We start from the raw sequence: 25,225 nt of genomic DNA on the forward strand, positions 1-25,225 counted from the left end.
AAAGGTCAGCGTTGCTATCTACGAAGTGACTCAAGCCACAGTAGAAGCACCGCTGACCTCAACCTATGTGAAGTTCACCCATGAGTTGGCGCGCAACGTGGAGGAAAGCTCCACAACTATCGCGCAAATACCGTCGGCCTGCGATGCTCCCAGGGCATAGCCTTCTCCAGGTCACCCGCCAACGCGAGGAGCTTCGCCTCGTCTCCGTAAGCACCGATGAACTGAATCCCGATCGGCCAGCCCTCGGACGAGGTACACAGCGGCAACGAGATGGCAGGATTGCCGGTCGCGTTCGAGATTGCGGTGAACGAACCGAACTCGAAAATCTTGTCCGCCCAACCCTGTGCGTCCAATGCATCGTCGTCTGCGTCGAGATGTCCCAATTCGGTATTCGGTGAGCTGGTTGTCGGCGTCAAGATCACGTCATAGGACCCCAGGAACCGCGCATACTCACGTCGGACGGTGTTGAACACGTTCTCCACCGCAAAAACGTCCCGCGCACCGAGTTTCGCGCCGTATTCGGCACACGCGAGAGTGGTCGCTTCGAGGTGATCCGTGCCGGGAGTGAATCCCAGTTGTTCACCCGCACCTGCCACAGCTTGCGCAAGAAAACTGCACCACGCATCGAGGTTCGCACGATTGAACATCTCCATATCGATCGATGGCGCCGCGTACTCGACGAGGTGGCCCATCGATTCCAGTTGTGCGGCAACCGCCTTCACCGACAGTACGCACTGCTGATCGACCGGCCGACGCGGATCACCGGAATCGACGGAGACGGCAACCCGAAGCGGCCTTGACTCCCGTGCGGCACTTTCCGCGAACGAGTCGACCGCACTCGGAAACAGATACTTGTCGCCCGGCTCCGTCCCCGCGACCGCGTCGAACAACGATGCGCAGTCACGCACGGTTCTGGTGACGGCGAATTCAATTCCCATGCCCAGCAGTGGATCCGAGTAGTCGGGACCAGGGCTTACCCGTCCGCGGCTCGGCTTGAGCCCGACGAGCCCGCACGCCGCCGCTGGAATACGAATGGAACCTCCGCCGTCGTTCGCGTGAGCCATCGGAAGTGCGCCTGCCGCAACAAGGGCCGCCGATCCGCCACTGGAACCTCCGGGGCTGCGAGTGGTATCCCAGGGATTGCGGGTCGGCTTGCCGTAGGCCTTTGCCTCCGTCGTCGCGTTGAATCCCATTTCAGGTGACGTCGTAACCGCCATGGTTGCAAGGCCGGCCCGCCGAAAACGCGCCATCAGATGGCTGTCGTACGGATACGTGACGCCGTCTCCGAACAACCTGCTGCCGTTACGCTGCGGGACGCCCGCGGCGTGAATGATCAGATCTTTGATCGCGAATGGCACTCCGGAAAATGGCCCGTCGGCGTTGTAGTCCAAGGGGTCGAATCGATCACCGACCACTGCTGCGAGTTCACTGTCCACCTGATCCAGCGCAATTGCTGCCGCAGACTGCACCTGAGAAGCGCTCACCTGCCCGCTTGCAATCAGTGAGGCAAGCTCAGTCGCATCGCAGGCTGCGTAATCCGAAACATCCATCGTCGTGCTCCAAGTGCTCGAGGTCCAGTGATGGAGGAGAACCTAGGAGCAGGTGCGCTCGGACGAGTCCGTCGATCAGGGGATGCGGAGACAGCGGACTCGTGCTGTGACCCAAGGCATAATTCAGGGATGGCTGATCCGACCTCGAGACGCTTGGCTGCCGCGCTGAGGCTGCGCGACGCCTTACCCGCGATGGTCCCGGCGCGCGCACTCTTCGAATTGCAGGAAGCAGTGCCGTACCACCACGCCGGACTGTCACGGTGGGATCCGTCCGAACGCACCCACCGAACAGTCGCGAGCCTGGGATACCCGGCGGCATCCCTCGACGTCGTCAATACTCGAATGGCAGCACATCCCGTCTTCGAACAGCTTCAAGGGCAGCGGCTGCCGATCGTTCTGCACGACGTCGACGATCATCTGCGGACCGGAGTTCTGTTCGATACCGTCATCACACCCTTCTACAGCGACGGCATCAGCCAGTGTCTGTTTGCGGGCGACGGTCGCTATCTAGGAATGTTCAACGCGAGTACAACACCGGGGCATTATCTCGACGATCAATCGAAAGTGACGATCGCTCTGCTCGCAGCGTCGTTGGCCGCTGCCCTCGACCCATACGAGCCCAGCCGGAAGGCGTTGCCCGATTCACGGCCGACAGCTCTGATCGCTCCGGACGGCACCGTCGTCGACGGCTCTCGCGAACTGCCGATAGCGGTGCGGCACGCCGGCGCCGAAAGTGCCCGAACGGGTGCCCCCGCCACTTACCTGTCACTCGACGGGACTTCGGTGATTCGTCTCGAGGTAACGCCGACCCAAGGGGGCCTCGCCGTCGTCAAATGGCATTCGATCGAGCCACCGATGGGATTGACTCGACGCGAACTGGAAGTACTCGCACTGATACCGACCGGGGATTCGAACACGGCCATCGGAGCACGCCTGGGGATCGGAGCAGCAACGATTGCTACACATGTCGAACGCGTGATTCGGAAAGTAGGCGTCCCCAATCGAACCGCCGCGGCAGCACTGGCGACCCGATGGGGATTGCTCGCTAACTGATTCCCAGCTGTTCGCGCAGTTGAACGACGCGGAGCACGATGACTCCGATTGTCACCACGGTGACGGCACCAAAAGCGATCCAGCCGATCCGCACCGCCTTCACGCGGTTCTCACCGGCGCCCAACCACTGCGGGGCGTACAGGAATGCAGCGGCCGTTGCGGCACCTGCCACCAGACCTCCCGCGTGACCCCAGAACGAGATCCCGGGCAGCGAAATGCTGATGATCACATTGATCGCGATCACCGAGATGATCGGGACCGGGCTTCGACGCAAACGCAATAGAAGGACGGCCTGTGCGCCCATGATGCCGAAGATCGCACCCGACGCCCCAGCAGTCCAGGACAGGGCCGTGAGCGAGGAGAACACCGGCTGGAATGCCATCACCGAGGCGGAACCGCCGAGAAGCGAAACCAGGTAGATGCCGATGTACCTCGAGCGGCCCATCACGATTTCGGTGTCGCGTCCGAGGATGTAGAGGGCGTACATGTTGACCGCGAGGTGCAAGATGCCGAAGTGCAAGAACCCGGAGCCGATGAGCCGGAACCAGTCACCGCTGGCGACCAGACCCGGATTGAGTGCCCAGTTCGCGAAGATCGACGAGCCGACCTGATTGTTCATGATGCTTCGCGACTGCGCGAAGGTGGCGAGGAACGCCAGGACGTTGAGCCCCATCAAGGTGTACGTCACGACCGGGACCGCGCGGGTGGGGCTCACGGCATTTCCGGCGACGCCCCGAACGGGACGGACATCGCGTTGGCCGGCAGCTACACAGTCAACACATTGGTATCCCACCGCCGCCTCACGGAGACAGTCCGGGCATGCCGGACGTCCACACCGATTGCAGGAAAGTGCGGTAGGTCGATCTGGATGGCGGACGCACCGCGGTTGGGGCGGGATGCCCTCACTCGCACCGCCGCCCCAACCGGGGTTCGTCATCTGCTTGTTTTACCTGTTCAGGAGATGGTGATGCTGTTGATCACGACGGGCTCGACCGGACGATCGCCACGATCGACGGCGGTGGAGGAGATAGCGTCGACAACCTTCTTGGAATCGTCGTCGAGAACCTCACCGAAGATGGTGTGGCGACGGTTCAGGTGCGGCGTCGGGCCGGTGGTGATGAAGAACTGCGAGCCGTTGGTTCCCGGGCCTGCGTTGGCCATGGCCAGCAGGTAGGAGCGGTCGAACTGCAGTTCCGGGTGGAACTCGTCACCGAACTTGTAGCCCGGGCCGCCGGTGCCGGTTCCGGTGGGGTCGCCACCCTGGATCATGAAGCCGTCGATGACGCGGTGGAAGATGGCACCGTCGTAGAACGGGCCGGTCTTGGTGCCGGCGGCGTTTGCGGTGGTGTACTCCTTCGAGCCGTCGGCGAGGCCGACGAAGTTCTCGACGGTCTTCGGCGCATGGTTGCCGAACAGAGCGATCTTGATGTCGCCGCGGTTCGTGTGCAGCGTTGCGGTTGCGGTCTGATGAGTTGAAGTCACACCACCATCGTGCCATTGCCGGCGTTCTCGCGGATGTCGCCCCGCAAAAGTCTCCCTGTCCTCGCCCCACTGTTATGGCACAGTGAAGTCATGACACGAGTGACCGAGTCCCTCAGCACGCAGTTGCCCGACACCTTCGATCACGCGCGCGCCCGCGTCGAGGACACCTTCGACGAGACTGCCGCCTACCTCGAAGAGACAGCGGCTCGCATCAAGGAGTCCGAGGCAGCCGACAACGCTCGCCGCATCGCTGCGGTGGTCGCCACGTCGGTCGCTCGCGGCGCTGGGCAGGTCGGGTTGTTCCTGGGTCGTCAGGGCAAAGTCCTCGCCAAGAAGGGCGTCGAGCGCGCAAAGGCCATCCCCACGAAATCCACGGAACGCACCGAGAAGCCTCGCGGTCGCAAGCGCGTCACCGTGTTCGTCATCGCCGGTGTTGCGGTGATCGGTGGCGCGGTGTTCTTCAAGAGCCGCCGACGCGAGCATCCGCCGGTCGCTTCCGCACCCCCTCGCCTCGAGGAGAACTCGGCCGAGAAGACCGCTTAGTCGACATACGAAAAGCCCCGGAACAGATTGTGTTCCGGGGCTTTTCGATGTTCACGTTCAGCAGTTGGACGGTGCCGGGACGTTGTTGAAGCGATCGATCATGTATCCGACGGATTCGGGGGTACCCACCAGGTACGGCGTCGCGTGATTGATTGCCAGTCCCGGAATGATCGGGGGCAGTTCGTTGACGGAGAACTGCACCGTCGCGCCCTTGCCGCACCAGTCTCGCGCCAGTTGCTGTCCCTGGCCGAACGGAACGATGTCGTCGGAGCGGCCATGCTGAATGAGCACGGGCGACTCCGGCGTCAGCTTGCCGATCTTCTGCTCGTCGAGGATTGCCTGCGCCATGGGTAGACGCGCCAGAACTGCGGAGAGTGATTCACCGGAATTGGTGAAGCTCGACGACTGCTGGAAGCCGAACTGCAATCCACTTTCGGCGACGCACTGGTTCTTGGTGGCGGCCAACATCTGTCGGCCGCGATCGTTGATCTCGGCGTCGAGCAGCGGCTGAACCTCGGGGTACTGGGCAAGGATCCCGTTGAGCGCGTATCCGATCACTCCGGTGAGGAACGTGCCGTCGACCTGCTGCAGCGTCGCCGCCAGATCGGCGGGCGGTGCACCTGCGTAGGTGCCCTTGAGATCAAGCTCGGGAGCATACGACGGCTTCAATTCCGTTGCGGCAGCGGCAGCTCCACCACCTTGCGAGTAACCCCACAGTCCGACGGGGCCGTCGGCGGGAATGCTCGCGTTCGGGAGTTGCTGAGCGGCTCGCACCGAGTCCAGAACCGCGTGTGCTTCGGCTTCACGGTTGACGTAGGTGTGATCGCCCGGAGTTCCGAGGCCCTCGTAATCGGTGACGACGACGGCAATGCCGTTGAGCAGCAACGTGTTCACCCAGATGGACTCGTAGCCGACCATGACGTCCGTCGGGAACTGGTACTCGATACCGGTGTTGAACAGCTTGGATGGTGCGCATTGATCGCCCTGCCCATGCGTTCCTACCGCTGCGGCAACCAGTGGACGCGCCCCCTGCCCGGTCCACGGGTTCGACGGTTCGAGATAGGTGCCCGTCACGGCAACGGGGGCGCCCTTGGCGTCCTCGCTTCGGTACATGATCTTGGTGGCGGTTGCCGGCCACGCACCGTTCGATCCGGGCACGCTCAGCAGCAGTGGTGACGGCTCACTCTTGATGAGATCTCCGTTGGCACCTGCCGGAAGCTCCGACGGCGGCGTGTAGAAATCCGCCGGCTCCGCCGTTGCGGCAGGGGCCGTCACAGCACCCATGACCAGTGCCGCGACGGAGACCCCGGCCGCCCACCATGCTCTGCTCTTCACGTTTCGATCTCCCCACGTTCGCCTGCGCTGTGGCTTGGCACACAGCGAACGCAGAGTAACACATACCTCACGTAACACTTTTTGGTGAGGTTTTTGCCTTAACAGGCTGAATTACAACCGTTTACGACTACTTCGTGGGCTCCAGATTGGTGGTCAGCAGCGCACGAAGCTTGTCGGTATCAGCCGAGGTCCAGGCCTCGGGGTGCAGGATCTTGGCCCACATGTCCGCTGCATCCTCGCCGTAATTGTGACCGTGCCCGGACGGGACGTCAGCCGAGAAGACCATGTCGAGGGTTACCTGCCAGAAGGTCACGAGAGGAACCCATGTCATTCCCGGATCCACGTCGCGACCCAGCGGTTCCTTGAGCCAATCCGGCTTGTTGAGCAGCAGGTCGAAGGACCACCACGTGATCGGGTCGCTGGCGTGCTGCCAGTACACGATGCGATCGTCGTCCCAGTCCGACTTCAGCTCCAGATCTTCCGGATCACCGGCAAACCGAATTGCCTGGCCACCGTCGATCACCGGCAGAATCTCCGGTGAGCCCGAGTCACGACTGTCCGTGATTTCCTGCCACTGAGCAGTGAAGTTGGGGGTTCCGACCCACAGTGCGCCGTCGACGCGCGTCATCATGTCCTGGGCGCCGGCGAATGCGGCCTGGCCACCGTAGGAGCCGAGGCTCTCACCGAAGACAACCAGTTCGGGTCGCGTCTCAACGGGCAAGTCGATCCACTTGGCGTAGACCGCGTTGAACAGCGCGCGGCCGGCGATCATCGGCGTCTCACGGTCGGCGATGAAGGCCAACGGACTCGGAAGGAACGAGTACTGCATCGACGCGATCGCCGTGTCCCCGCCCTCGACGTACTCGAACGCCGACGCGACGTCCTCGTTCACCCAACCGCGACCGGTGGTCGTGACAACTGCGAGAGTTCCGCGGTCGAATCCGCCGGTGCGCTCCAACTCGTCGACGACCCGCTGTGCGACACCGTTGATCGAGTCCGAGGATTCACGTCCGGCATACACCCGGATCGGTTGCTTCGCTTCACGTCCGGTCAATGCAGAGATCTCGGCTGCGGTGGGACCGCTACCCATGAAGGTGCGCCCCTCCTGGCCGAGAGAATCCCAAGCCTCGGCGGACATCGGCGAACCGCTGCGCTCTGCAATCATGGGCTGTTCGATGCCGTCCGGTGTTTCGTGATCCGCACCGGAGAAACTCCAGTTCGCGAAGGCGATCAGCCCGTTGTACAGCGCACCGTTCACGATGAAGATGCCGAGGGCGAAGATGACGATCAAGCTGCCGACCTTCGCCGCCTCGAGGGGAACGAACCGTAGTGCGACGGCGGTGAGCTTGTTGGTGGTGAACCGAAGACGACGGCCTGCCTCGAGCAGGATGAACCAGATTCCGAGCGAAATCATCAGCACCAGAAGATAATTCGCTTGATTGGTGCGTGGAGCCTCCACGAGATCGCGAACGATCTGCTGCCACCACGAACCGAGGACCAAGAACGTCGGCACCAGAATGACGGCCGCGACCAACAGGATTCGCCAGCCGATCTTCTTGGTGCGGTCCGACCACTGCGGTTCGACGCCGCACTTGCGGATCATCCAGGCAACCGTCACGCCGACGCCGTATCCCATCGCGAGCGAGATGCCCGTCGCAACGCCCTGCAGGTACCACGCGCGCGGCAACAGGGACGGACTCATCGACCAGGTGAAGAAGACCAGAGCAAAGGCAAGCCCGACCGGGTGCAGCGTCTTGCAATAGAGGCGCAGCCGTTCCCACACACGTTTCATGCCGGAATCGTATGCGCCCCGTGCCCGAATCAGGTCACGAGGCGCACACGCGTCCAGTCTGTTTACGGGGCGAAGCGCAAAATCGCGGCAACTGCGCCGCCGCCCGGAATGTCCTCCGCGCGAACAGCGAGCACCCGCGCACCCGTCAGGAGCGCACGACGAGCGATCTCGTCGACGACCCCGTAGGTGCTTCCGTTGGTCGACTCACCGGTCGTGAGAGCGCCCGTCTGGGGATCGAGACTTCCGGGTACGACGGAATCGATGTCGATGAAAACGGTGTCGACCTGTCCGTACGTCGCGGCTGTTGCCACGTCGGCGACGTCCGTCTGAGTGCGTCCCTGTTCCGTGCGCACATTGAAGGTGTCCCGCACCGCCGCCAGCTGCTCGGCATGGAAGTCGTCGAGCGCCGGACGCGAACCGTCCGCCACTTCCTGCGTCGACAAGGCTTCCGGGTTTCCCTCGACGGTTTTGTCGACCAGGTGGCGGTACGAATTCACGGAGCGATACACCGACGCGATGGGTTCCGCAGCGGCCAGAATCAAGGGGACGTCACGGCCGGCGAGCACACCGCGGACCTCGTGATCGACTGCGCGGGCGTACTGATTGACGCGCAACTTTCGGCTGTCCGACCCCGACAACCGACCCGCTTCGGTTCGGCTGTTGATTGACGACTTGCCCGCGTGATCCGCAGCATTCTTCGGCATTCCCTGAACACGGACCTCGTCGGCCGGCTGATCGGCAGCGATCTCGATCAGTCGCACCGAACCCTCTGCCAGAGCGAGAACAAACGCCGTCTGGGGGAACGTCACCGAACGGAGCAGCGGCTTGAGATGAAACCGATCGCTGACCGTTTCGAGCGCCTGCAGACGGTTGGGGAGGCGGAAGGTCACCAGACGCTCCGGCGTCGCGTACGTGACCAATGAGCGCGACTGGAAGCGCCAGAAATCGTCGTCGTCGTCGAGCTCTGCGTATTCGGCCTCGAACTGCTTGCGCTCGGCCGGATCCTCCACCGATGCGAGTGCCGAGCGGACCTGGTCCTTGAAGGCGATGCGCGCTTTGTCATGATCCTGCGGCGCATCTTCAGTCGGAGTCACGATGGTGATGCAGGTGGGCCCCTCCACCTCCGCGAGTGCGGCAATTTCACCGTGGCTGGGAATGTCGTTGTGAAGCACTACGAACCTCCTGAAATTGGGTTCTCCTCACGCTACGCCCGGCTGGTTATGACCACTAGACTTTCCGGAGAATTCGGGACGAACGGTCCATAGTGGGCGCGGTTCCGGCCACCCCACTCCGAGCGAACGGCATGTTCATCGCCTCCAGTGCGCCGAAAGTGCCGTTCGCTCAAGAAGGGGTGGGGTGGAACCACACAAGTCGGGCACCGGCCGGGGCGAGCAGAGATCGGGTACATCGGCATACAAAAACACCCTCCCGGATCCCGGGAGGGTGTTTTCTTACTGTGGAGCCTAGGAGATTCGAACTCCTGACATCTGCCTTGCAAAGGCAGCGCTCTACCAACTGAGCTAAGGCCCCGTTCGGTTTTCTGACCGGAGTCAGAGTACCTAGGTTCTATCCTGTTTCCAAATCGTGCCAAACCTTGTCTCCGCGCTGACTTTTGATCAGCTTGGTGACCCCGAGAGCTACCAGAATTCCGGCCCCGACAAGCAGGAAAACCTTCATTCCAGCAACCCTTCTTCGGCACATGGGAGTGGGCCTAGGAGGACTTGAACCTCCGACCTCTTCATTATCAGTAAAGCGCTCTAACCACCTGAGCTATAGGCCCCTGAACCGATTCCAAAGATTACCCCACCGGGCCGCTGACACCAAAACGGGCCCGGCGGAGCAATGTTTTCGCAGGTCAGTCGCGGTCGGCGAGAGTTACCTCTACGCCGCCAACCAGGTCGCTGCAGAGGTTGTAGATGAACGATCCGATCGTGACGAGTGCCGTGAAAAGCACCATGTTCGCGATGCCGATCAGCGCGGCGTAGCCGAACACCTGGCCGGCCGTCACCAGACCGTCGGAGCCGCCGTCGGCAACGATGTCGGTGAACGCGTTGTTCAGGCGATCCCAGACGCCCATGCCGTCGAGAACCACGTAGAGCAGTCCGACGGCCACCATCCACACGAAGAACAGCGACACCGAGATCACGGATGTGATCTTGAGCGTGGACCACGGGTCGATACGACGGATCTGGACCGTTGCGCGCAGCGGCGCACCGTCCACGACCGAAGCCGATACGGCGTGAGTTTTCTCACCCTTCACCGCAGCAGGCAACGGATGCTTGGCCTCGGAGAGGTCAGGCATGTCCTTCGGTAGATCCTTGCGATCGATGTGCCGAGTGGGCCCGTCGATCGCAGCAGCTTTTGCTTTCGGATTTGCGACCGTGGGATTGGCGACTGTGGCATTTGCAGCCTTGGGATTTGCGCCCGAGGGTGTAACAGCCTTGGCTGCTGCCGCGCCGGCGACACCACCGGTAGCTGCGGCCGCCGCGGTTCCCGTCACGACGGGACGCGCCGAAGGGTTGCCGGCAGGGCGACCTGCCTGTGCACCGGCGGCAGGACGACCCGCTTGGGGCTGTCCCTTCGGCGCACCACCCTGCGCGGGGTTTTTGGCCGGACCACCCTGCGCCGGACCACCCTGCGCCGGGCCGGCCGCTGCAGGACGCTGCGGACCCGCAGGCGGCTTACCCCCGGCAGGAGCTGCCGGTCGACCCGCAGGAGCACCAGCGCCGGCTGGGCGCGTGATGTTGGTCTGCGGCTGACTTTGCGGAGCCTGATTCTGCGGTGGCTGAGCCTTCGACGCCGGGGCCTTGGACGCCGGGTTCTGAGCAGCGGGGTTCTGAGCTGGCTGCCCCTGCGGCTGACCCGACGGCTGGGGTCCGCGTTGCCACGGCGGCGCCTGGCTGCCACGAGCCTGATTGGCAACCGGTTGCGGCGGAGCCTGACCGTCACCCTTTGCCGGAGTTACCGGCGCAGCCGGAGCCACAGAAGGAGCGGAAGGAGCTTGACCCTTGGCCGCACCCGCGGCGTCGGAAGCCCCACCCGCCGGCTTCTGAGCCGACGGGCCGCGAGGCGGCTCCGGTGCCTTGGGCGCCGGAGCTGCCTCGGAAGCTTTGGGTCCGCCGTCCGCTGGAGCTGCAGGTTTCGAGGTCTGCGGCCCCGCCGGAGCAGTTGCCTGCTCCGGCTTCGGTGGCGTCGAACCTGAAGTGCTTTCGCTCTTCTGGTCACTGCCCGGCTGGTTGGGAGTGCTCACTAGGACTCCTTAGCTCCATCGGCATTGTCTGCGTTGTCGGTGGTCTCTGCAGCGAGCTCTTCGGGCTCGTCGGCGTTGCGCGCAATCGCGAGCAGTGTGTCGCCTTCGCCGAGGTTCATCAGACGCACGCCCTTGGTCTGGCGTCCCGCCTTACGAACCTGCTTGGCAGCCGTCCTGATGACGCCGCCGCCCGAGGTGATCGCGTACAGCTCGTCGTCGTCGTCGACGATGAGCGCACCGACCAGAGTGCCACGTTTCTTGTCGTACTGAATCGTGAGCACGCCCTTGCCGCCGCGACCCTGCACCGGGTAATCCTCCATGCCGGTTCGCTTGGAGTAACCGCCCGAGGTGGCGACCAGGAGGAACGTTCCTTCACGAACGACGTTGAGCGAAAGCAGCTCGTCGTCACCGTTGAAACGCATGCCCTGGACACCGGAAGTGGCGCGGCCCATCGGACGCAGTGCCTCGTCGGTGGCCGAGAAGCGGATCGACTGGCCCTGTGCCGAGACGAGAAGCAGGTCGTCTTCGGCGGAGCAGAGGACAGCGCCGACCAGTTCGTCTTCACCGCGCAGGTTGATGGCGACGATGCCACCGCTGCGGTTGGAGTCGAAGTCGGTGAGCTTGGACTTCTTGACCAGACCGTTGCGAGTGGCGAGCACCAGGTAAGGCGCGTCTTCGTACGTCTTGATCTGGATGACGGACTGGATGCGCTCGTCCGGCTGGAAGGCCAGGAGGTTGGCAACGTGCTGACCGCGAGCGGTACGGCTCGCCTCGGGCAGCTCGTAAGCCTTGGCGCGGTAGACGCGGCCCTTCGTGGTGAAGAACAGCAGCCAGTCGTGCGTCGACGTGACGAAGAAGTGCGAGACGATGTCGTCCTGCTTGAGGCCGGCACCCTGAACACCCTTGCCGCCGCGCTTCTGCGAGCGGTACAGGTCGGTCTTGGTGCGCTTGGCGTAACCGGTCTCGGTGATCGTGACGACGACGTCTTCGCGGGCGATCAGATCCTCGTCGTTGACGTCTCCGTCGGCGGCGATGATGCGGGTACGACGGTCGTCGCCGTACTTGTCGACGATTTCCTTGAGCTCGTCACGAACGATCGCGCGCTGACGCTCCGGGCGAGCCAGAATGTCTTCGAGGTCCGCGATTTCGAGTTCGATCTCGGCCAACTCGTCGACGATCTTCTGACGCTCGAGGGCGGCCAGACGACGCAGCTGCATGCCGAGGATGGCGTCGGCCTGGATCTCGTCGACGTCGAGGAGTTCCATCAATCCGGCGCGAGCGATGTCGACGGTCTGCGACGCACGGATCAAGGCGATGACCTCGTCCAGAGCGTCGAGCGCCTTGACCAGACCGCGCAGGATGTGGGCGCGCTCCTGTGCCTTGCGAAGCAGGTACCTGGTACGACGAACGATGACCTCGAGCTGATGCGTCGTGTACAGACGGATCATCTGATCGAGGCGCAGCGTGCGCGGCACTCCGTCGACGATGGAGAGCATGTTGCAGCCGAAGCTGGTCTGCAGCTGGGTGTGCTTGTAAAGGTTGTTCAGCACGACCTTGGCAACGGCGTCACGCTTGACGGTGACGACGATGCGCATGCCGACGCGGTCCGAGGACTCGTCGTGGATGTCGGAGATGCCACCGATCTTGGCGTCACGAACCTGCTCCGCGATGGAAGTGATCAGGTTGTCCGGGTTGACCTGGTAGGGCAGCTCGGTGATGACGATCGTGGTGCGGCCCTTGGCATCTTCTTCGATCTCGACGACGCCGCGCATACGAACGGAGCCACGGCCGGTGGTGTAGGCATCCTGGATGCCCTGTCCACCGACGATGAGCCCGTGCGTCGGGAAGTCGGGTCCCTTGATGCGCTCCATGACGGCCGCGAGGGTGGCTTCCTCGTCCGCCTCGAAGTTCTCGAGCGCCCAGTAGATGGCCTCGGCAACTTCACGCAGGTTGTGCGGCGGAATGTTGGTGGCCATACCGACGGCGATGCCGTTGGAACCGTTGATCAGAAGGTTCGGGATACGGCTGGGCAGAACCGTCGGTTCCTGCGTCTTGCCGTCGTAGTTCGGGGTGAAATCGACTGTCTCGTGGTCGATTTCGCGCAGCATTTCCATCGCGAGCGGCGTGAGCCTGCACTCGGTGTAACGCATGGCGGCTGCGCCGTCGTTGCCGCGGGATCCGAAGTTTCCCTGACCGTCGACGAGCGGGTAACGCAGCGACCACGGCTGGGCCATACGGACCAACGTGTCGTAGATCGAGGAGTCGCCGTGGGGGTGGTAGTTACCCATGGTCTCGGCGACCGGTCGGGCAGACTTCACGTATCCGCGGTCGGGGCGATATCCGTTGTCGTACATCGCGTAGAGCACGCGGCGGTGCACCGGCTTGAGTCCGTCGCGGACATCCGGCAGAGCGCGACCGACGATGACGCTCATGGCGTAGTCGATGTAGCTGTTCTGCATTTCCTGCTGGATGTCGACCGGTTCGATCCGGTCGTGTTGCGGACCGTCCGGTGGCAACGTGGTGTCGGTCATGAGCTCACTTTCTTAAAAGAGGGGGCAAGCCCCTGTGCGCGGAAAAGGAGTCCGGGGACTCCTCAACCGCTCACAGGGCCGCAGGCCTACACGTCGAGGAAACGAACGTCCCGGGCATTGCGGGTGATGAAGCTGCGTCGTGCTTCGACGTCTTCGCCCATCAGCACGCTGAACAGCTCGTCGGCAGCAGCCGCGTCGTCGAGCGTGACGAGACGCAGAACGCGCACCGTCGGGTCCATCGTGGTTTCCCACAGCTCCTTGGCGTTCATCTCGCCGAGGCCTTTGTAGCGCTGGATGCCGTCGTCCTTGTTGATCTTCTTGCCGGACTCGAGGCCGGCCTTGACCATCGCGTCGCGCTCGCGGTCGGAGTACGCGAATTCCGGCTGCGCACCCTTCTGCCACTTGAGCTTGTACAGCGGCGGCTGCGCGAGGTAGACCTTGCCGTGCTCGACGAGCGGCCGCATGAAGCGGAACAGCAGCGTGAGCAGCAGCGTTGCGATGTGCTGACCGTCGACGTCGGCGTCGGCCATGAGCACGATCTTGTGATAGCGCAGCTTGGCGATGTCGAACTCGTCGTGGATGCCCGTGCCGAACGCGGTGATGATCGACTGGACTTCGGTGTTCTTGAGGACGCGATCGATACGCGCCTTCTCGACGTTGATGATCTTTCCGCGAAGCGGGAGGATCGCCTGGTACATCGAGTCTCGGCCGGACTTGGCCGAGCCGCCTGCGGAGTCGCCCTCCACGATGTAGATCTCGGACTTCTCCGGATCGTTGGAGCGGCAATCGGCGAGCTTGCCTGGCAGGCCACCGAGGTCGGTCGCACTCTTACGACGGACCAGCTCACGCGCCTTACGTGCGGCGACACGGGCCTGCGCCGACGAAACAGCCTTGTTCACAATGGTTTTCGCGTCGGCGGGGTTCGCCTCGAACCAGTGCGCGAGGTGCTCGTTGCACGCCTTCTGCACGAAGGACTTGACCTCGGTATTGCCGAGCTTGGTCTTGGTCTGACCCTCGAACTGGGGTTCACCGACCTTCACCGAGATGATGGCCGCGAGTCCTTCACGGATGTCGTCACCGGTGAGCTTGGGATCTTTGTCCTTGAGCAGCTTCTTTTCGAGCGCGTACTTGTTGACCGTTGCGGTCAGTGCGGCGCGGAAGCCCTCTTCGTGGGTACCACCCTCGTGGGTGTTGATCGTGTTGGCGAAGGTGTGCACGGACTCCGAGTAGCCGGAGTTCCACTGCATTGCGACCTCGAGCTCGTGGCCGGTGCCCTTGGCGGTGAATCCGACGACCGAGTTGTGGATCGGGGTCTTGCTCTTGTTGATGTGCCGGACGTAGTCCTCGAGTCCACCGGGGTAGTGGTAGATACGGGTCTTGGACTTACGCGGCGCTGCCTGAGCAGCTTCTTCGGCTTCTTCGGCAGCAGACTTGGGAGCCTCGGCCACCTCGGCAGCTTCGTCGTCGATGACCTCGGCGCGCTCGTCGGTCAGCGTGATGGTCAGGCCCTTGTTGAGGAAGGCCATTTCCTGCAGACGACGCGCAACGGTCTCGAAGTTGTAGCGGGTGGTCTCGAAGATCTCGGGATCCGCCCAGAAACTGACGGTGGTGCCGGTCTCCTTCGTCGGGTCGCCCTGTACGAGCTCTCCCGGCTTGGAATCGGTGTACGTCTGCTGCCACCGGTAGCCGTCGACCTTGATGTCGACGTCGAGGCGGGTGGAGAGCGCGTTGACCACCGAGATACCGACGCCGTGCAGACCACCGGAGACGGCGTAGGAGTCGGAGTCGAACTTGCCGCCGGCGTGCAGCTGGGTCAGCACGACCTCGACGGTGGGAACTCCGGAGGCGTGCATGCCGACCGGGATGCCACGGCCGTCGTCGATGACGCGGATTCCGCCGTCTTCGAGGAGGGTGACCTCGACCTTGGTGGCGTGTCCGGCCATCGCCTCGTCGACCGAGTTGTCGACGACCTCCCAAATGAGGTGGTGCAGACCGCGTTCACCGGTGGAACCGATGTACATGCCTGGACGCTTACGTACCGCCTCGAGTCCTTCGAGGACGGTGATGGACGACGCGTTGTAGTCCTTGCTGGAAGTGCTTGTATCTGACTTCTGGGCAGCCACGGGTGGGTAGCTCTCCTTCTCCGTCAATACTCGAGCGCAGCCGTCAGCAAGCCCTTGCGGGTGTCGTCGGAGCGGGTTCGAGAATGTTGCCGCTAGTTACCGTTGACCATCTTACTGGTAAGCACCGACTAGAAGCGGCCAATGACACCCCTGGCTGCGCCGCAGACGAATTTTTACGATCCCCGGAAGGTGAAACGCTAGGAACTTTGCTTCTCCGAGCGACGCTCTCTCAGGCTCGCGATAAATGCCCGCGCATGTTCGGCAACCTCGCCCGGATGTGAAAACGGCGACCAGTGTCCCGCGGCAATTTCACGTCGCTGCAGGTCGGAGACCCATTTTTCGGTGTCTTCGTATCCCACCGGACGAACGGCTTTGTCGTACTTGTTCAGAATGAGCTGAACAGGCACGTCCGTGTACCGATCCCGCGGCTTGCCGAGAGACGGCCGGATGTTCGCGCGATAAAGCTTGAGTCCGTTCACCATGTCGTCGGCGATGGTGGGCGCGGTGTTGACCACACGGGGGTCCAGACCGTCGAAGAAGCCCAGAAATGCCGGCCAGTGCTTGGAGAACCACAGACGCAACGGAAGGGTGCACAGGCCGGGAATCTGGAACAGAACGGTGTAGGCCGACGCAATTCCCTGCGCCGCCGGGCCGAGGAAACGACGCTTGGACGCGCTCGCCCGGATCCACTTGCCGAGATGATCGAGATTGGGGCCCGAGATGGACGAGAACGACGCGATCTTCTCTTCGGCACCCGGCTCGCAGACCGCTTCCCACGTTTCGACGGATCCCCAGTCGTGCGCGAGGACGTGCACCGGCTTGCCCGGGCTGACCGCGTCGATGACGGCAAAAAGATCGCCGGCCAGTGCGCTCAGTTGGTAGTCCTGCACCCTCGAGGGGATTGTGCTCTCACCGGCCCCGCGGCTGTCGTAGCTGACGACGCGGAAGTCGTCTGCCAGCAAAGGCACGATGCGGTTCCACAGTTCATGGGTGTCGGGCCAACCATGCACCAGGACGATGGTCTCGCCGTCTGCCTTGCCCTGCTCGAACACGGCCAGGCTGACGGAACCGTTGGTCACGCGACGCGCGGTCACGGCATGGACAGGAGAGTGCTTCGACATTGTCGAACCCTTCGGAGTCGGGAATATCTAGAGATCGAGAACGAGACGTCCACCGTCGGAACGGGATACGCAGATGAGCATCTCCGTATCCTGTTCGGTGTCGGTCAGACGCCTTTCGCGGTGATCGGGTTTACCCGCGAGTACCTTCACACGACAGGTTCCGCAGAAACCCTGCTGACACGAGTACCCGACACCGGGCAATGTCTTCTTGATGACGTCGAGCGCGGACTCGTCGGCGGGCACGGTGAGTACCTGACCCGAATTGACAAGCTGCACTTCGAATTCCTTGCCGTCGATCACCGGCGGAGCCCCGAACCGCTCGAAATGCAAAGCGGTGGAGGGTGTATCGCGGAAACCGCGGCGGACGGCATCGAGCATCGGCGTCGGGCCACAGCAGTACACGGCGCCGCCGACCGGCGCTCGTCCGAGAAGGTCTGTGGTGGTGGGCAATCCGAACTCGTCGTCCGGGCGCACGAAGACACGCTCGGGATCCCAGGTTGCGATCTCGTCGAGGAACGGCATGGATTCACGGGAGCGGCCCGAGTACACGAAGTACCAGTCCATCCCCAATTCTCTTGCCGCACGGACCATTGCGATGATCGGCGTGATACCGATGCCGCCGGCGACGAACAACGCGCTGCCTTCTCCGACAAACGGGAAGCCGTTGCGTGGTCCGCGTACCGTGACGTGCTCACCAGGCTGGAGAGCGTGCATCTCGATGGAACCGCCACCGCCGTCGGGGATCCGGCGCACCGCGACGCTGTATCCCGTGCGATCGCCCGGGTCACCGCACAACGAATACTGACGCCGAAGACCCGAAGGTAGATGGAAGTCCAGGTGCGAACCCGGATGCCACGGCGGAATCGGTGAGCCGTCCGCGGATTCGAAGCGCAGGCGAACGACGTTCTCGTCAGTCGCCACCACCTCACGCTTGCTGACCACCATGTTCATGGCCGTGTCAGGGTTGTGGCCCGCGATATCGGGGTTGTAGTCATAGGCCGTCAACACGCGAAGGTACTTGTCCGCCAACAACTCCGTGATGCGCATGGCGCGGTCGGGACGGTTCTTCCCGGACAGATCGGGTGGAGCCGGAAAACGCGGCAACCCGTCGTGACCGGAGATGACGTCCTTGACCCTCGAGAGTGAAATCACCGTGCGGCCGCCTGGGCTGCGGGTGACGACGCCAGGTATTGCACCGCCTGGGCGGTCGAGCCCTCTTTACTGGGGTGGTACGACTTGCTGAAGTAGGTCGACATCCGCTTGGCCAGCTCGAACGACGTGGGAACTGTGCCTCGCTTACCCGCCGCGATGAAATCGGACAGGTGGGGGCGTCGACGGCTGGGGGCCTGAGCGGCAAGTTCGGGATCGTTGCGCATCAGGAACCTGGTGCCACGAATCCACAGCCACACCAGTACCGGCGTGACGACGATCTGGGTTCGGATGCGGCGTGTCTCGCGCTTGTCGAAGTAGCGCATCACGTCGTACGCGACGGAGCGGTGTTCTACCTCCTCGGCACCGTGCCAGCGGAGCAGATCGAGCATGGTCGGGTGCATACCGGCTTTGTCGAGTCCCTTGGCGTTGAGCACCCAGTCGCCGAGAAAAGCCGTGATGTGTTCGATTGCCGCGATGATCGCCAAGCGCTCCACCAGGTGATTCTCGGCACGCAGTCCTGTCATCGGACGCGGTCCGAGCAGTTTCGAAAAGGTCCATTCCATCTGCTGGGTGTACGGCGTCGGATCGAGGCCGTTCTCCTTGAGATGGACCAGGACGCCCGAGTGCGCGTTGGAGTGCATCGCCTCTTGGCCGATGAATCCGACGACGTCTTCACGGAGCTTCTCGTCCTCGATGAGGGGAAGAGCTTCCTTGAAGGTCTCGACAAACCATTCCTCACCGGCAGGGAGGAGCAGATGGAGCACGTTGAGAACGTGTGTGCTGAACGGATCGCCCGGAATCCAGTGCATGGGCAGATCGGACCAGTCGAACTCGACATTGCGAGCCTGCAACAGGATGTGATCCGGCTCGGCGAACGACGAAGCGGGTGTCGATATCTTCTGCGACATCTAGCTACTCCTTCATGCCTGCCGATCGGTGGGGAACGACAGCCTTGTGACACAGTTCACTCACTAGCGAGTTTTAACTGTAACACGAAGTAATAGGTAGAACCAGGGCCTGGTTGAGTTTTCCTCAGCCGTACGTATCGCGAGGTCCGCGGCCTTTCACATGCCTTTCTCCCTTGCGCCAGCTAGGCGCACTCGGACCGGTGATCCGCAGTGTCTTCACGACGCCGTCACCGACGGCAGCAGCGATCTTGGCCAGAATCTGGGACTGCATCATGCGCAACTGGGTAGCCCACGCCGTCGACTCGGCGGAGATGCTGAGAACACCTTCTTTCAGAGAGATCGGCTCGGCGTGCGCGGAGATGTCTTCTCCGACGACCTGCGGCCACCGACCGAGGACCGTGCCCTCGGACACCTTGGGGGACCACCCACGCGATTTGGAGATAGCGCTGGTGAGAGCGCCGAACGGCTGAGGGTCCCGCGCATCCGGGCCGGGGCCGGACCAACCGCTGCGTCGACGCGGTCGGCCACTTCCGTATTTGGGCGACGATCGCCCCTGCCCGACGGCCTTGCCGTTGGCCTTTGCCGTCGCGCGTGCCTCCTCGAGGGCACGGCGCGCCAGATCGATCCCCTTGAGCTCGGGCTCCGGGGCCGCGCTGCTGTCTTCAGTCATCGAACTCGACCTCCTGATCCGTCGAGCCTACGGGCACTATCCGGGATATCCGACCGTCTCCGGTATCGGAGGCTTCGACGCCGAACTTGGCCGCCTCGAGTTCGTCCGGTACGTCCTCGGGAACAGCAGCTGTGATCAGTACCTGTTCTGCGGTGGCGGCAACGGTGGCGAGCGCACGACGGCGACGACGGTCCAATTCCGCGAAGACATCGTCGAGCATCAGGACCGGGTCGCTGCCGTCCGCGCGCAACAGAGCAAAACCTGCCAGTCTCAGCGAAAGCGCAAAAGACCACGATTCACCATGGCTGGCAAAACCTTTCGCCGGACTGTCGCCGAGAATCAGCTCCAGGTCGTCCCGATGCGGACCGACCAGACACACTCCGCGATCGATTTCCTTCGACCTCATCTGCGCCAACTCGAGATGGAATCTCTCCTCGAGGTATGCAACGTCGTCGATACCGGAAATCCTTGCAGGATCGGTGAATTCGGGATCCAACGAGGACCCCAGACTGCTCTTGTATCGAATCGACGCCGGCCGGGATTCGGGTGCGATGGAACGATACGACTCCGCCAGATGCGGCGCCAGATCATGGACCAACTCGAGGCGCCCGGCCAACAATTGTGCGCCGTGAGCGGCCAGATGCCCGTCCCACACCTCGAGGGTGGAGAGGACGTTGTCGGACTCGCCACCACGAGAACCGCGACGCAAAGCCGCACCGGCAGTTTTGAGTAGGGCTGAGCGCTGACGCAGAACTTTGTCGTAATCCGCACGGACAGCAGCCATTCGGGGTATCCGGGACGTCAACAACTCGTCGAGATAGCGTCGACGATCACCAGGATCTCCGCGAACCAACGACAGATCTTCCGGCGCGAACATCACCGACTGCAGAATCCCCAGCACTTCCCGCGGACGACGCGTCGGAGACTGATTTATCCTGGCGCGGTTGGACTTTCCCTCGATCAGTTCGACATCGATGGTCAGTTCGCGCCCATTGTTGACCACCGTTGCACCGGCAAAGGCACGGGCGGAACCGCTGCGGATCATCGGTGCATCCGCGGACACTCGATGTGACGACAGCGTCGACAGATACCCGAGCGACTCGAGCACGTTGGTTTTACCGTGCCCGTTGGAACCGAGGAACACGGTTGTTCCCGGCGTGAGGTCAAGCGTCAGCGAATCCCAGGATCGGAAGTCCCGCAGCGAAAATCTACGAACGAACACTTAGCTTCCAGAAGCCGAATTCTTGGGCGAAGCGCTCTTGACCGCGTGACCACCGAACTGATTACGCAAGGCCGACACCGCCTTCATGGCCGGTGAATCATCCTGTCGTGAAGCAAATCTCGCGAACAGAGCAGCCGAGATGACGGGAGCGGGGACCGCGTGCTTGATAGCTTCCTCGACCGTCCAGCGGCCCTCACCGGAATCCTCGGTATAGCCCGTGATCTGCGCAAGCTCCGGATCCTCCTCGAGGGCGTCGACAAGCAGATCGAGCAACCACGAACGTACGACGGTTCCCTTCGACCAAGCTCGGAGCACGCCCGGAACGTCCGCGATCAGGCTTTCCGCCTCGAGGAGCTCGTACCCCTCGGCATACGCCTGCATCAGGCCGTATTCGATGCCGTTGTGCACCATCTTCGCGTAATGACCAGCACCGACGGGGCCGGCGTGGACAAAGCCGTCTGCAGCGTCGCCGTCGGGGCGCAGAGCGTCGAAGATCGGCATTGCCTTCGCCACGTCGGTCTCGGATCCGCCCACCATCAGGCCGTATCCGTTCTCACGGCCCCAGATGCCACCGGAGACACCGCAGTCGAGGAAACCGATCCCACGGGCGCCCAGAAGCTCGGCATGGACAGTATCGTCGGTGTAACGCGAGTTCCCACCGTCGATGACCAGATCGCCACCCTCGAGGGCATCCGCCAGCTCGGCAATGGTGCTCTGGGTGATGTCACCGGCCGGAACCATCACCCAGACGACTCGAGGTCCCTCGAGGGAAGCAGCGAGTTCGGCAAGTGACCCGACATCGGTGACTTCCGGTCGAGGGTCGTATCCGATCACCTCGAGGCCATGCGCGCGCAAGCGCTCACGCATGTTGAAGCCCATCTTGCCGAGACCTACGAGTCCGATCTTCATACTGTTCTCCCTGGTCAGGCGCGAACTGAAGTGCGGGGTTCCACTCAGCCCGGAAGGCGAACCGGCATCAGCAGGTACGTGTACTCGCTCGAGGGCGCAGCGAAGTTACCGGACTCGTCTGCCGTGGGCTCTTCCTCGGCCGCGGGGCGAAGAACAGCCGGACGGCTGGGAGTGGTGAAGCCGAACAGAACGTTTTCGCTGTGAAGCGAGTTCAACCCGTCGATCAGGTAACCGGGGTTGAACGCGATGGTGAGTGCTTCGCCCTGGAACGACGCGTTGAGCGTCTCTTCCGCGCGGCCGGCGTCGTCGCCACCCGCAGAGAGGAGCAGGCCGTCAGCGGAGAACTGCATGCGAACCTGTGCGCCACGCTCGGCGACGAGTGCTACACGCTTGATGGCTTCGATGAGAGGCGTGACCTCGACCGTTGCCATCGCGGTGTGCTGAGCAGGCAGCAACTGACGGAACTTCGGGAACTCGGCGTCGAGGAGGCGCGTCGTGGTGCGGCGTCCGTCGTTGACGATGCCGAGGAGTCCGTCGTTTCCGATGGTCGTACCGGAACCGAGAGCCAACTCGACCGGCGAATTTGCATTGCCGGCAAGCGTTTTCGCGGACTCGGACAAAGTCTTGGCCGGGATGAGAACAGCAGCCTGGACGTCGGGATTGGCCGGAGTCCACTCGAGTTCACGAACAGCGAGACGGAAGCGGTCGGTAGCAGCGAGGACGATCGAATTCTGTTCGATCTCGACACGGATACCCGTGAGCATCGGAAGGGTGTCGTCCTTGCCGGCTGCAACGGCTACCTGGCTGATGGCTTCGGAGAACAGGTCGACGGGAATGGACCCGGACTGCTGCGGAAGCGTCGGAAGCTGGGGGTAGTCCTCGACCGGCATCGTGGGCAGGGAGAACTTGGCGCTTCCGCACGAGATGAGCACGCGAGTGCCCTCGAGGGTCACATCGACCGGCTTGTTGGGAAGCGACTTGGTGATATCTGCGAGGAGGCGACCGGAGACGAGTGCCTGACCTGCAGTCGTGACATCTGCCGAGACGCGGACCTGCGCAGATACCTCGTAGTCGAACCCGGAAACGGTGAGGCCGGCTTCGGTTGCGTCGAGAAGAACTCCGCCGAGAACCGGCACAGGCGGCCTCGAGGGCAGGCTACGAGCAACCCACGCTACTGAATCAGCGAACTCTTCCCGGGAAACGCGAAACTTCAGGCTTCCAAGCTCCATCGCCGGGTTATTCCTCTCGGTAGGCATGTTCGTCTGCTGCGGATCTGCATCAGCTCACTTGAAGTCTGACACAGACCAAGCGATGCCCACCGTATGCCCTCGAGGGCGCAAGTGGAAAGCCGAAGCCGCGGCGAGCGCAGCCTGAGGCGAGGTTCTCAACAGGAGTTGTCCCCAGAACTATTTTCAAAGAGCTTTTCCTAGGAAATTCTCAGTAGTAGTAATAAGTCCTGTGCAATCTGTGGAGCAACGGTTGTCGACGCTGGTAGGTCCCCTCGAGGGCCTGTGCACTTCTCGAGGACAGACTCGAGGACCAATCGACCCCCACTGTGCACTCTCTGAAAGTTTTCGGATTCCTCCTCGAGAACTCCACAGACTTTCGGAGTTATCAACACACTTATCCACAGATGTGAATACTTTTCACAAGAAACGAAGAGTTTGTTCTCATCGGCGTGTCTGACTCCGGCGTGTCGTCCCTCGAGGTGGACAACCGCCCCTCGAGGGGACCGCACGTGGAACCCTTCGAATACACCGATGCCGCTCGAGGGAACCTCTGCCTCGAGCGGCATCGATCGAAATAAGTGCAGGTCAACGCTTGGAGCGCTGCTTGATCCTTGCGGTCAACTCCTGAACCTGGTCGTACACCTTGCGGCGTTCCGTCATTTCCTTACGGATCTTCTTGTCGGCGTACATGACCGTCGTGTGGTCACGGCCGAACGTCTGACCGATCTTCGGCAAGGACAAATCAGTGAGCTCACGGCACAAATACATCGAGATCTGGCGGGCCTGAGCGAGTGGCCGGGCCTTACCCGGCCCACACAGGTCGTCGATCGACATGTTGAAGTATTCGGCCGTCACCGCCATGATCGTCGCCGCGTTGATCTCGAGGCTCGACGAATCGGGCATCAGATCGCGCAGGACCACCTCGGCCAACGTCAGATCCAACGGCTGGCGGTTGAGCGAGGCAAAAGCGGTGACGCGGATCAACGCGCCCTCGAGTTCACGAATGTTGCGCTCGATACGGCTGGCGATCAACTCGAGGACGTCGTGCGGGACCTCGAGGCGATCCATCCTCGCCTTCTTGCTCAGAATCGCGATACGCGTCTCGAGCTCAGGCGGCTGAACGTCGGTGATCAGGCCCCATTCGAAGCGCGTCCGCAGACGCTCCTCGAGGGTTGCCAACTGTTTGGGCGGACGGTCCGAGGAAACGACGATCTGCTTGTTCGCGTTGTGCAAGGTGTTGAAGGTATGGAAGAACTCCTCCTGAATACCTTCCTTGCCTTCGATGAACTGGATGTCGTCGACCAGCAGGACATCCGTTTCCCGGTAGCGACGCTTGAACGCGACCTTGCGGTCGTCACGAAGACTGTTGATGAAGTCGTTGGTGAATTCTTCGGTCGAGACGTACTTGACCCGCATGCCGGGGAACAGTCGCTGTGCGTAATGGCCGGCGGCGTGAAGAAGGTGCGTCTTGCCCAGGCCCGAAGCTCCCCAGATGAACAAGGGGTTGTAGGCACGCGCCGGCGCCTCCGCGATCGCGACGGCAGCGGCATGAGCGAATCGGTTGGACGATCCGATCACAAAAGTGTCGAAGGTGTACTTCGCGTTGAGGCTGTTGGCGCCGGACCCCGAAGCAGAAGGAGTAGCGGGCGGCTTCGTGAAGTACGACGGCCACGATTCGTGAACGCTCGCGAGTGCTTCGCGGTCGTCGTCGACTTCTTCGGTCTCGGCAGTCTCGGAGTCCGAAGGTTCGCCGTCGCCTTCGGTGAATCTGCGCCGACGGTATGCGCCCGATGAGTTGACCGACTCGAACTGACGGCTGCCCGTGCGCTCCTCGACCGGTTCGGCGGGTGCGTCGGCATCGTCTTCGAGTGCGATGCGGACACCGAGTCCCTCGACCTGGCCGCCGAGGTGGCGTCCGAGTGCCTGCAGGATCGGCTCGCGTAGATCGCGCTCGATCGTCTCTTGAGCAAATGGCGATGGAACCGAGAGGAGTGCAAAACCCTGAGCAAGTGTGAGAGGCCTCACCAGACGGACAAATGCCTTCTGCTTGCTGCTCAAAGCCGGAAGATTACTTCCGGGGTCATCACTCGTGAGTTCTGCAACCACGTCGACCCAGACCCGTGCGAGCGCGTTGGGATCGTCGTTCACGTGGTTCCTTCCCGTGTTTCGCCGACAGTGGGTGTGCTGCAGCTGCCGAGCGTATGGCTGCGGCGTCGAATGATTCGGTGGATTACCACCCGGGGTGAGAACCCCGTAACAGGCTACGAATATGCCACCTGGGCTGTGTTTCCACACAATTATCCACAGATGTGGACAAACCTGCACTGAGTCGGTTTTTTCGTCAACCAAATTCGT

19 protein-coding genes and 2 tRNA genes are annotated in these 25,225 nt (G+C 62.5%); 2 read left to right on the top strand and 19 right to left on the bottom strand.

The window, feature by feature from the left end:
• Nucleotides 1-116: 116 nt before the first annotated feature.
• On the bottom strand, nt 117-1,550 hold the full coding sequence (locus QRN54_RS26665; RefSeq protein WP_073512971.1) for an amidase: 1,434 nt from the start codon (nt 1,548-1,550) through the stop codon (nt 117-119).
• Between the two features lie 129 nt (nt 1,551-1,679).
• On the opposite strand from QRN54_RS26665, the gene QRN54_RS26670 reads away from it, so the two are divergent.
• Nucleotides 1,680-2,603: a helix-turn-helix domain-containing protein gene (locus tag QRN54_RS26670; protein ID WP_007729195.1), complete on the top strand. Its 924-nt coding sequence runs from the start codon at nt 1,680-1,682 to the stop codon at nt 2,601-2,603.
• Here the strand turns inward: QRN54_RS26670 and QRN54_RS26675 are convergent.
• The gene (locus tag QRN54_RS26675; RefSeq protein ID WP_039973063.1) at nt 2,596-3,540 is read right to left on the bottom strand and encodes a rhomboid family intramembrane serine protease; all 945 of its coding nucleotides are present in this window, start codon (nt 3,538-3,540) and stop codon (nt 2,596-2,598) included. The two genes, QRN54_RS26670 and QRN54_RS26675, sit on opposite strands and share 8 nt — an antisense overlap.
• Before the next feature lie 17 nt (nt 3,541-3,557).
• Entirely contained in the window at nt 3,558-4,085 is a 528-nt protein-coding gene (locus QRN54_RS26680; protein WP_007729190.1) for a peptidylprolyl isomerase, read from the bottom strand.
• A 90-nt stretch (nt 4,086-4,175) separates the two neighbouring features.
• On the opposite strand from QRN54_RS26680, the gene QRN54_RS26685 reads away from it, so the two are divergent.
• Nucleotides 4,176-4,628, top strand: a complete 453-nt coding sequence (locus QRN54_RS26685) for a hypothetical protein (protein ID WP_039973062.1) — start codon at nt 4,176-4,178, stop codon at nt 4,626-4,628.
• A 57-nt stretch (nt 4,629-4,685) separates the two neighbouring features.
• Here the strand turns inward: QRN54_RS26685 and QRN54_RS26690 are convergent, their stop codons facing one another.
• The 16 genes from QRN54_RS26690 to dnaA all read right to left on the bottom strand — a co-directional run bounded on the left by QRN54_RS26690 (nt 4,686) and on the right by dnaA (nt 25,018).
• Nucleotides 4,686-5,963, bottom strand: a complete 1,278-nt coding sequence (locus tag QRN54_RS26690) for a lipase family protein (RefSeq protein WP_215516221.1) — start codon at nt 5,961-5,963, stop codon at nt 4,686-4,688.
• Between the two features lie 127 nt (nt 5,964-6,090).
• Nucleotides 6,091-7,755, bottom strand: a complete 1,665-nt coding sequence (locus QRN54_RS26695) for an alpha/beta hydrolase (RefSeq protein ID WP_285183435.1) — start codon at nt 7,753-7,755, stop codon at nt 6,091-6,093.
• 62 nt (nt 7,756-7,817) lie between these two features.
• Nucleotides 7,818-8,927, bottom strand: coding sequence for a baeRF11 domain-containing protein (locus QRN54_RS26700; protein WP_007729184.1), 1,110 nt, complete (start codon nt 8,925-8,927; stop codon nt 7,818-7,820).
• A gap of 285 nt (nt 8,928-9,212) precedes the next feature.
• Nucleotides 9,213-9,285 (bottom strand) — tRNA-Ala (locus QRN54_RS26705).
• A gap of 176 nt (nt 9,286-9,461) precedes the next feature.
• Nucleotides 9,462-9,535, bottom strand: a tRNA-Ile gene (locus tag QRN54_RS26710).
• Between the two features lie 75 nt (nt 9,536-9,610).
• Nucleotides 9,611-11,005: a DUF3566 domain-containing protein gene (locus tag QRN54_RS26715; RefSeq protein WP_285183436.1), complete on the bottom strand. Its 1,395-nt coding sequence runs from the start codon at nt 11,003-11,005 to the stop codon at nt 9,611-9,613.
• On the bottom strand, nt 11,005-13,536 hold the full coding sequence (gene gyrA / locus QRN54_RS26720) for a DNA gyrase subunit A (RefSeq protein WP_003942463.1): 2,532 nt from the start codon (nt 13,534-13,536) through the stop codon (nt 11,005-11,007). Before gyrA ends, QRN54_RS26715 begins: the two co-directional genes overlap by 1 nt.
• Before the next feature lie 86 nt (nt 13,537-13,622).
• Nucleotides 13,623-15,659, bottom strand: a complete 2,037-nt coding sequence (gene gyrB / locus QRN54_RS26725) for a DNA topoisomerase (ATP-hydrolyzing) subunit B (protein WP_003942515.1) — start codon at nt 15,657-15,659, stop codon at nt 13,623-13,625.
• A gap of 197 nt (nt 15,660-15,856) precedes the next feature.
• The gene (locus tag QRN54_RS26730; protein WP_007729179.1) at nt 15,857-16,780 is read right to left on the bottom strand and encodes an alpha/beta fold hydrolase; all 924 of its coding nucleotides are present in this window, start codon (nt 16,778-16,780) and stop codon (nt 15,857-15,859) included.
• 27 nt (nt 16,781-16,807) lie between these two features.
• On the bottom strand, nt 16,808-17,929 hold the full coding sequence (locus QRN54_RS26735; protein WP_285183463.1) for a PDR/VanB family oxidoreductase: 1,122 nt from the start codon (nt 17,927-17,929) through the stop codon (nt 16,808-16,810).
• Complete coding sequence (locus QRN54_RS26740; RefSeq protein WP_003942578.1) at nt 17,929-18,840, bottom strand: metal-dependent hydrolase; 912 nt, start codon at nt 18,838-18,840, stop codon at nt 17,929-17,931. Before QRN54_RS26740 ends, QRN54_RS26735 begins: the two co-directional genes overlap by 1 nt.
• A gap of 124 nt (nt 18,841-18,964) precedes the next feature.
• Entirely contained in the window at nt 18,965-19,510 is a 546-nt protein-coding gene (locus tag QRN54_RS26745) for a DUF721 family protein (RefSeq protein ID WP_003942471.1), read from the bottom strand.
• Nucleotides 19,503-20,732, bottom strand: coding sequence for a DNA replication/repair protein RecF (gene recF, locus QRN54_RS26750; RefSeq protein WP_285183437.1), 1,230 nt, complete (start codon nt 20,730-20,732; stop codon nt 19,503-19,505). Before recF ends, QRN54_RS26745 begins: the two co-directional genes overlap by 8 nt.
• Complete coding sequence (gnd, locus tag QRN54_RS26755) at nt 20,733-21,641, bottom strand: phosphogluconate dehydrogenase (NAD(+)-dependent, decarboxylating) (RefSeq protein WP_030536719.1); 909 nt, start codon at nt 21,639-21,641, stop codon at nt 20,733-20,735. It lies immediately after the preceding gene.
• A gap of 44 nt (nt 21,642-21,685) precedes the next feature.
• Entirely contained in the window at nt 21,686-22,870 is a 1,185-nt protein-coding gene (gene dnaN / locus QRN54_RS26760) for a DNA polymerase III subunit beta (protein ID WP_007729165.1), read from the bottom strand.
• A 585-nt stretch (nt 22,871-23,455) separates the two neighbouring features.
• The gene (dnaA, locus tag QRN54_RS26765; protein WP_003942491.1) at nt 23,456-25,018 is read right to left on the bottom strand and encodes a chromosomal replication initiator protein DnaA; all 1,563 of its coding nucleotides are present in this window, start codon (nt 25,016-25,018) and stop codon (nt 23,456-23,458) included.
• Between the last annotated feature and the right edge of the window lie 207 nt (nt 25,019-25,225).

It is taken from the genome of Rhodococcus sp. MEB032 (assembly GCF_030208925.1).
Lineage (GTDB): Bacteria > Actinomycetota > Actinomycetes > Mycobacteriales > Mycobacteriaceae > Rhodococcus_F > Rhodococcus_F qingshengii.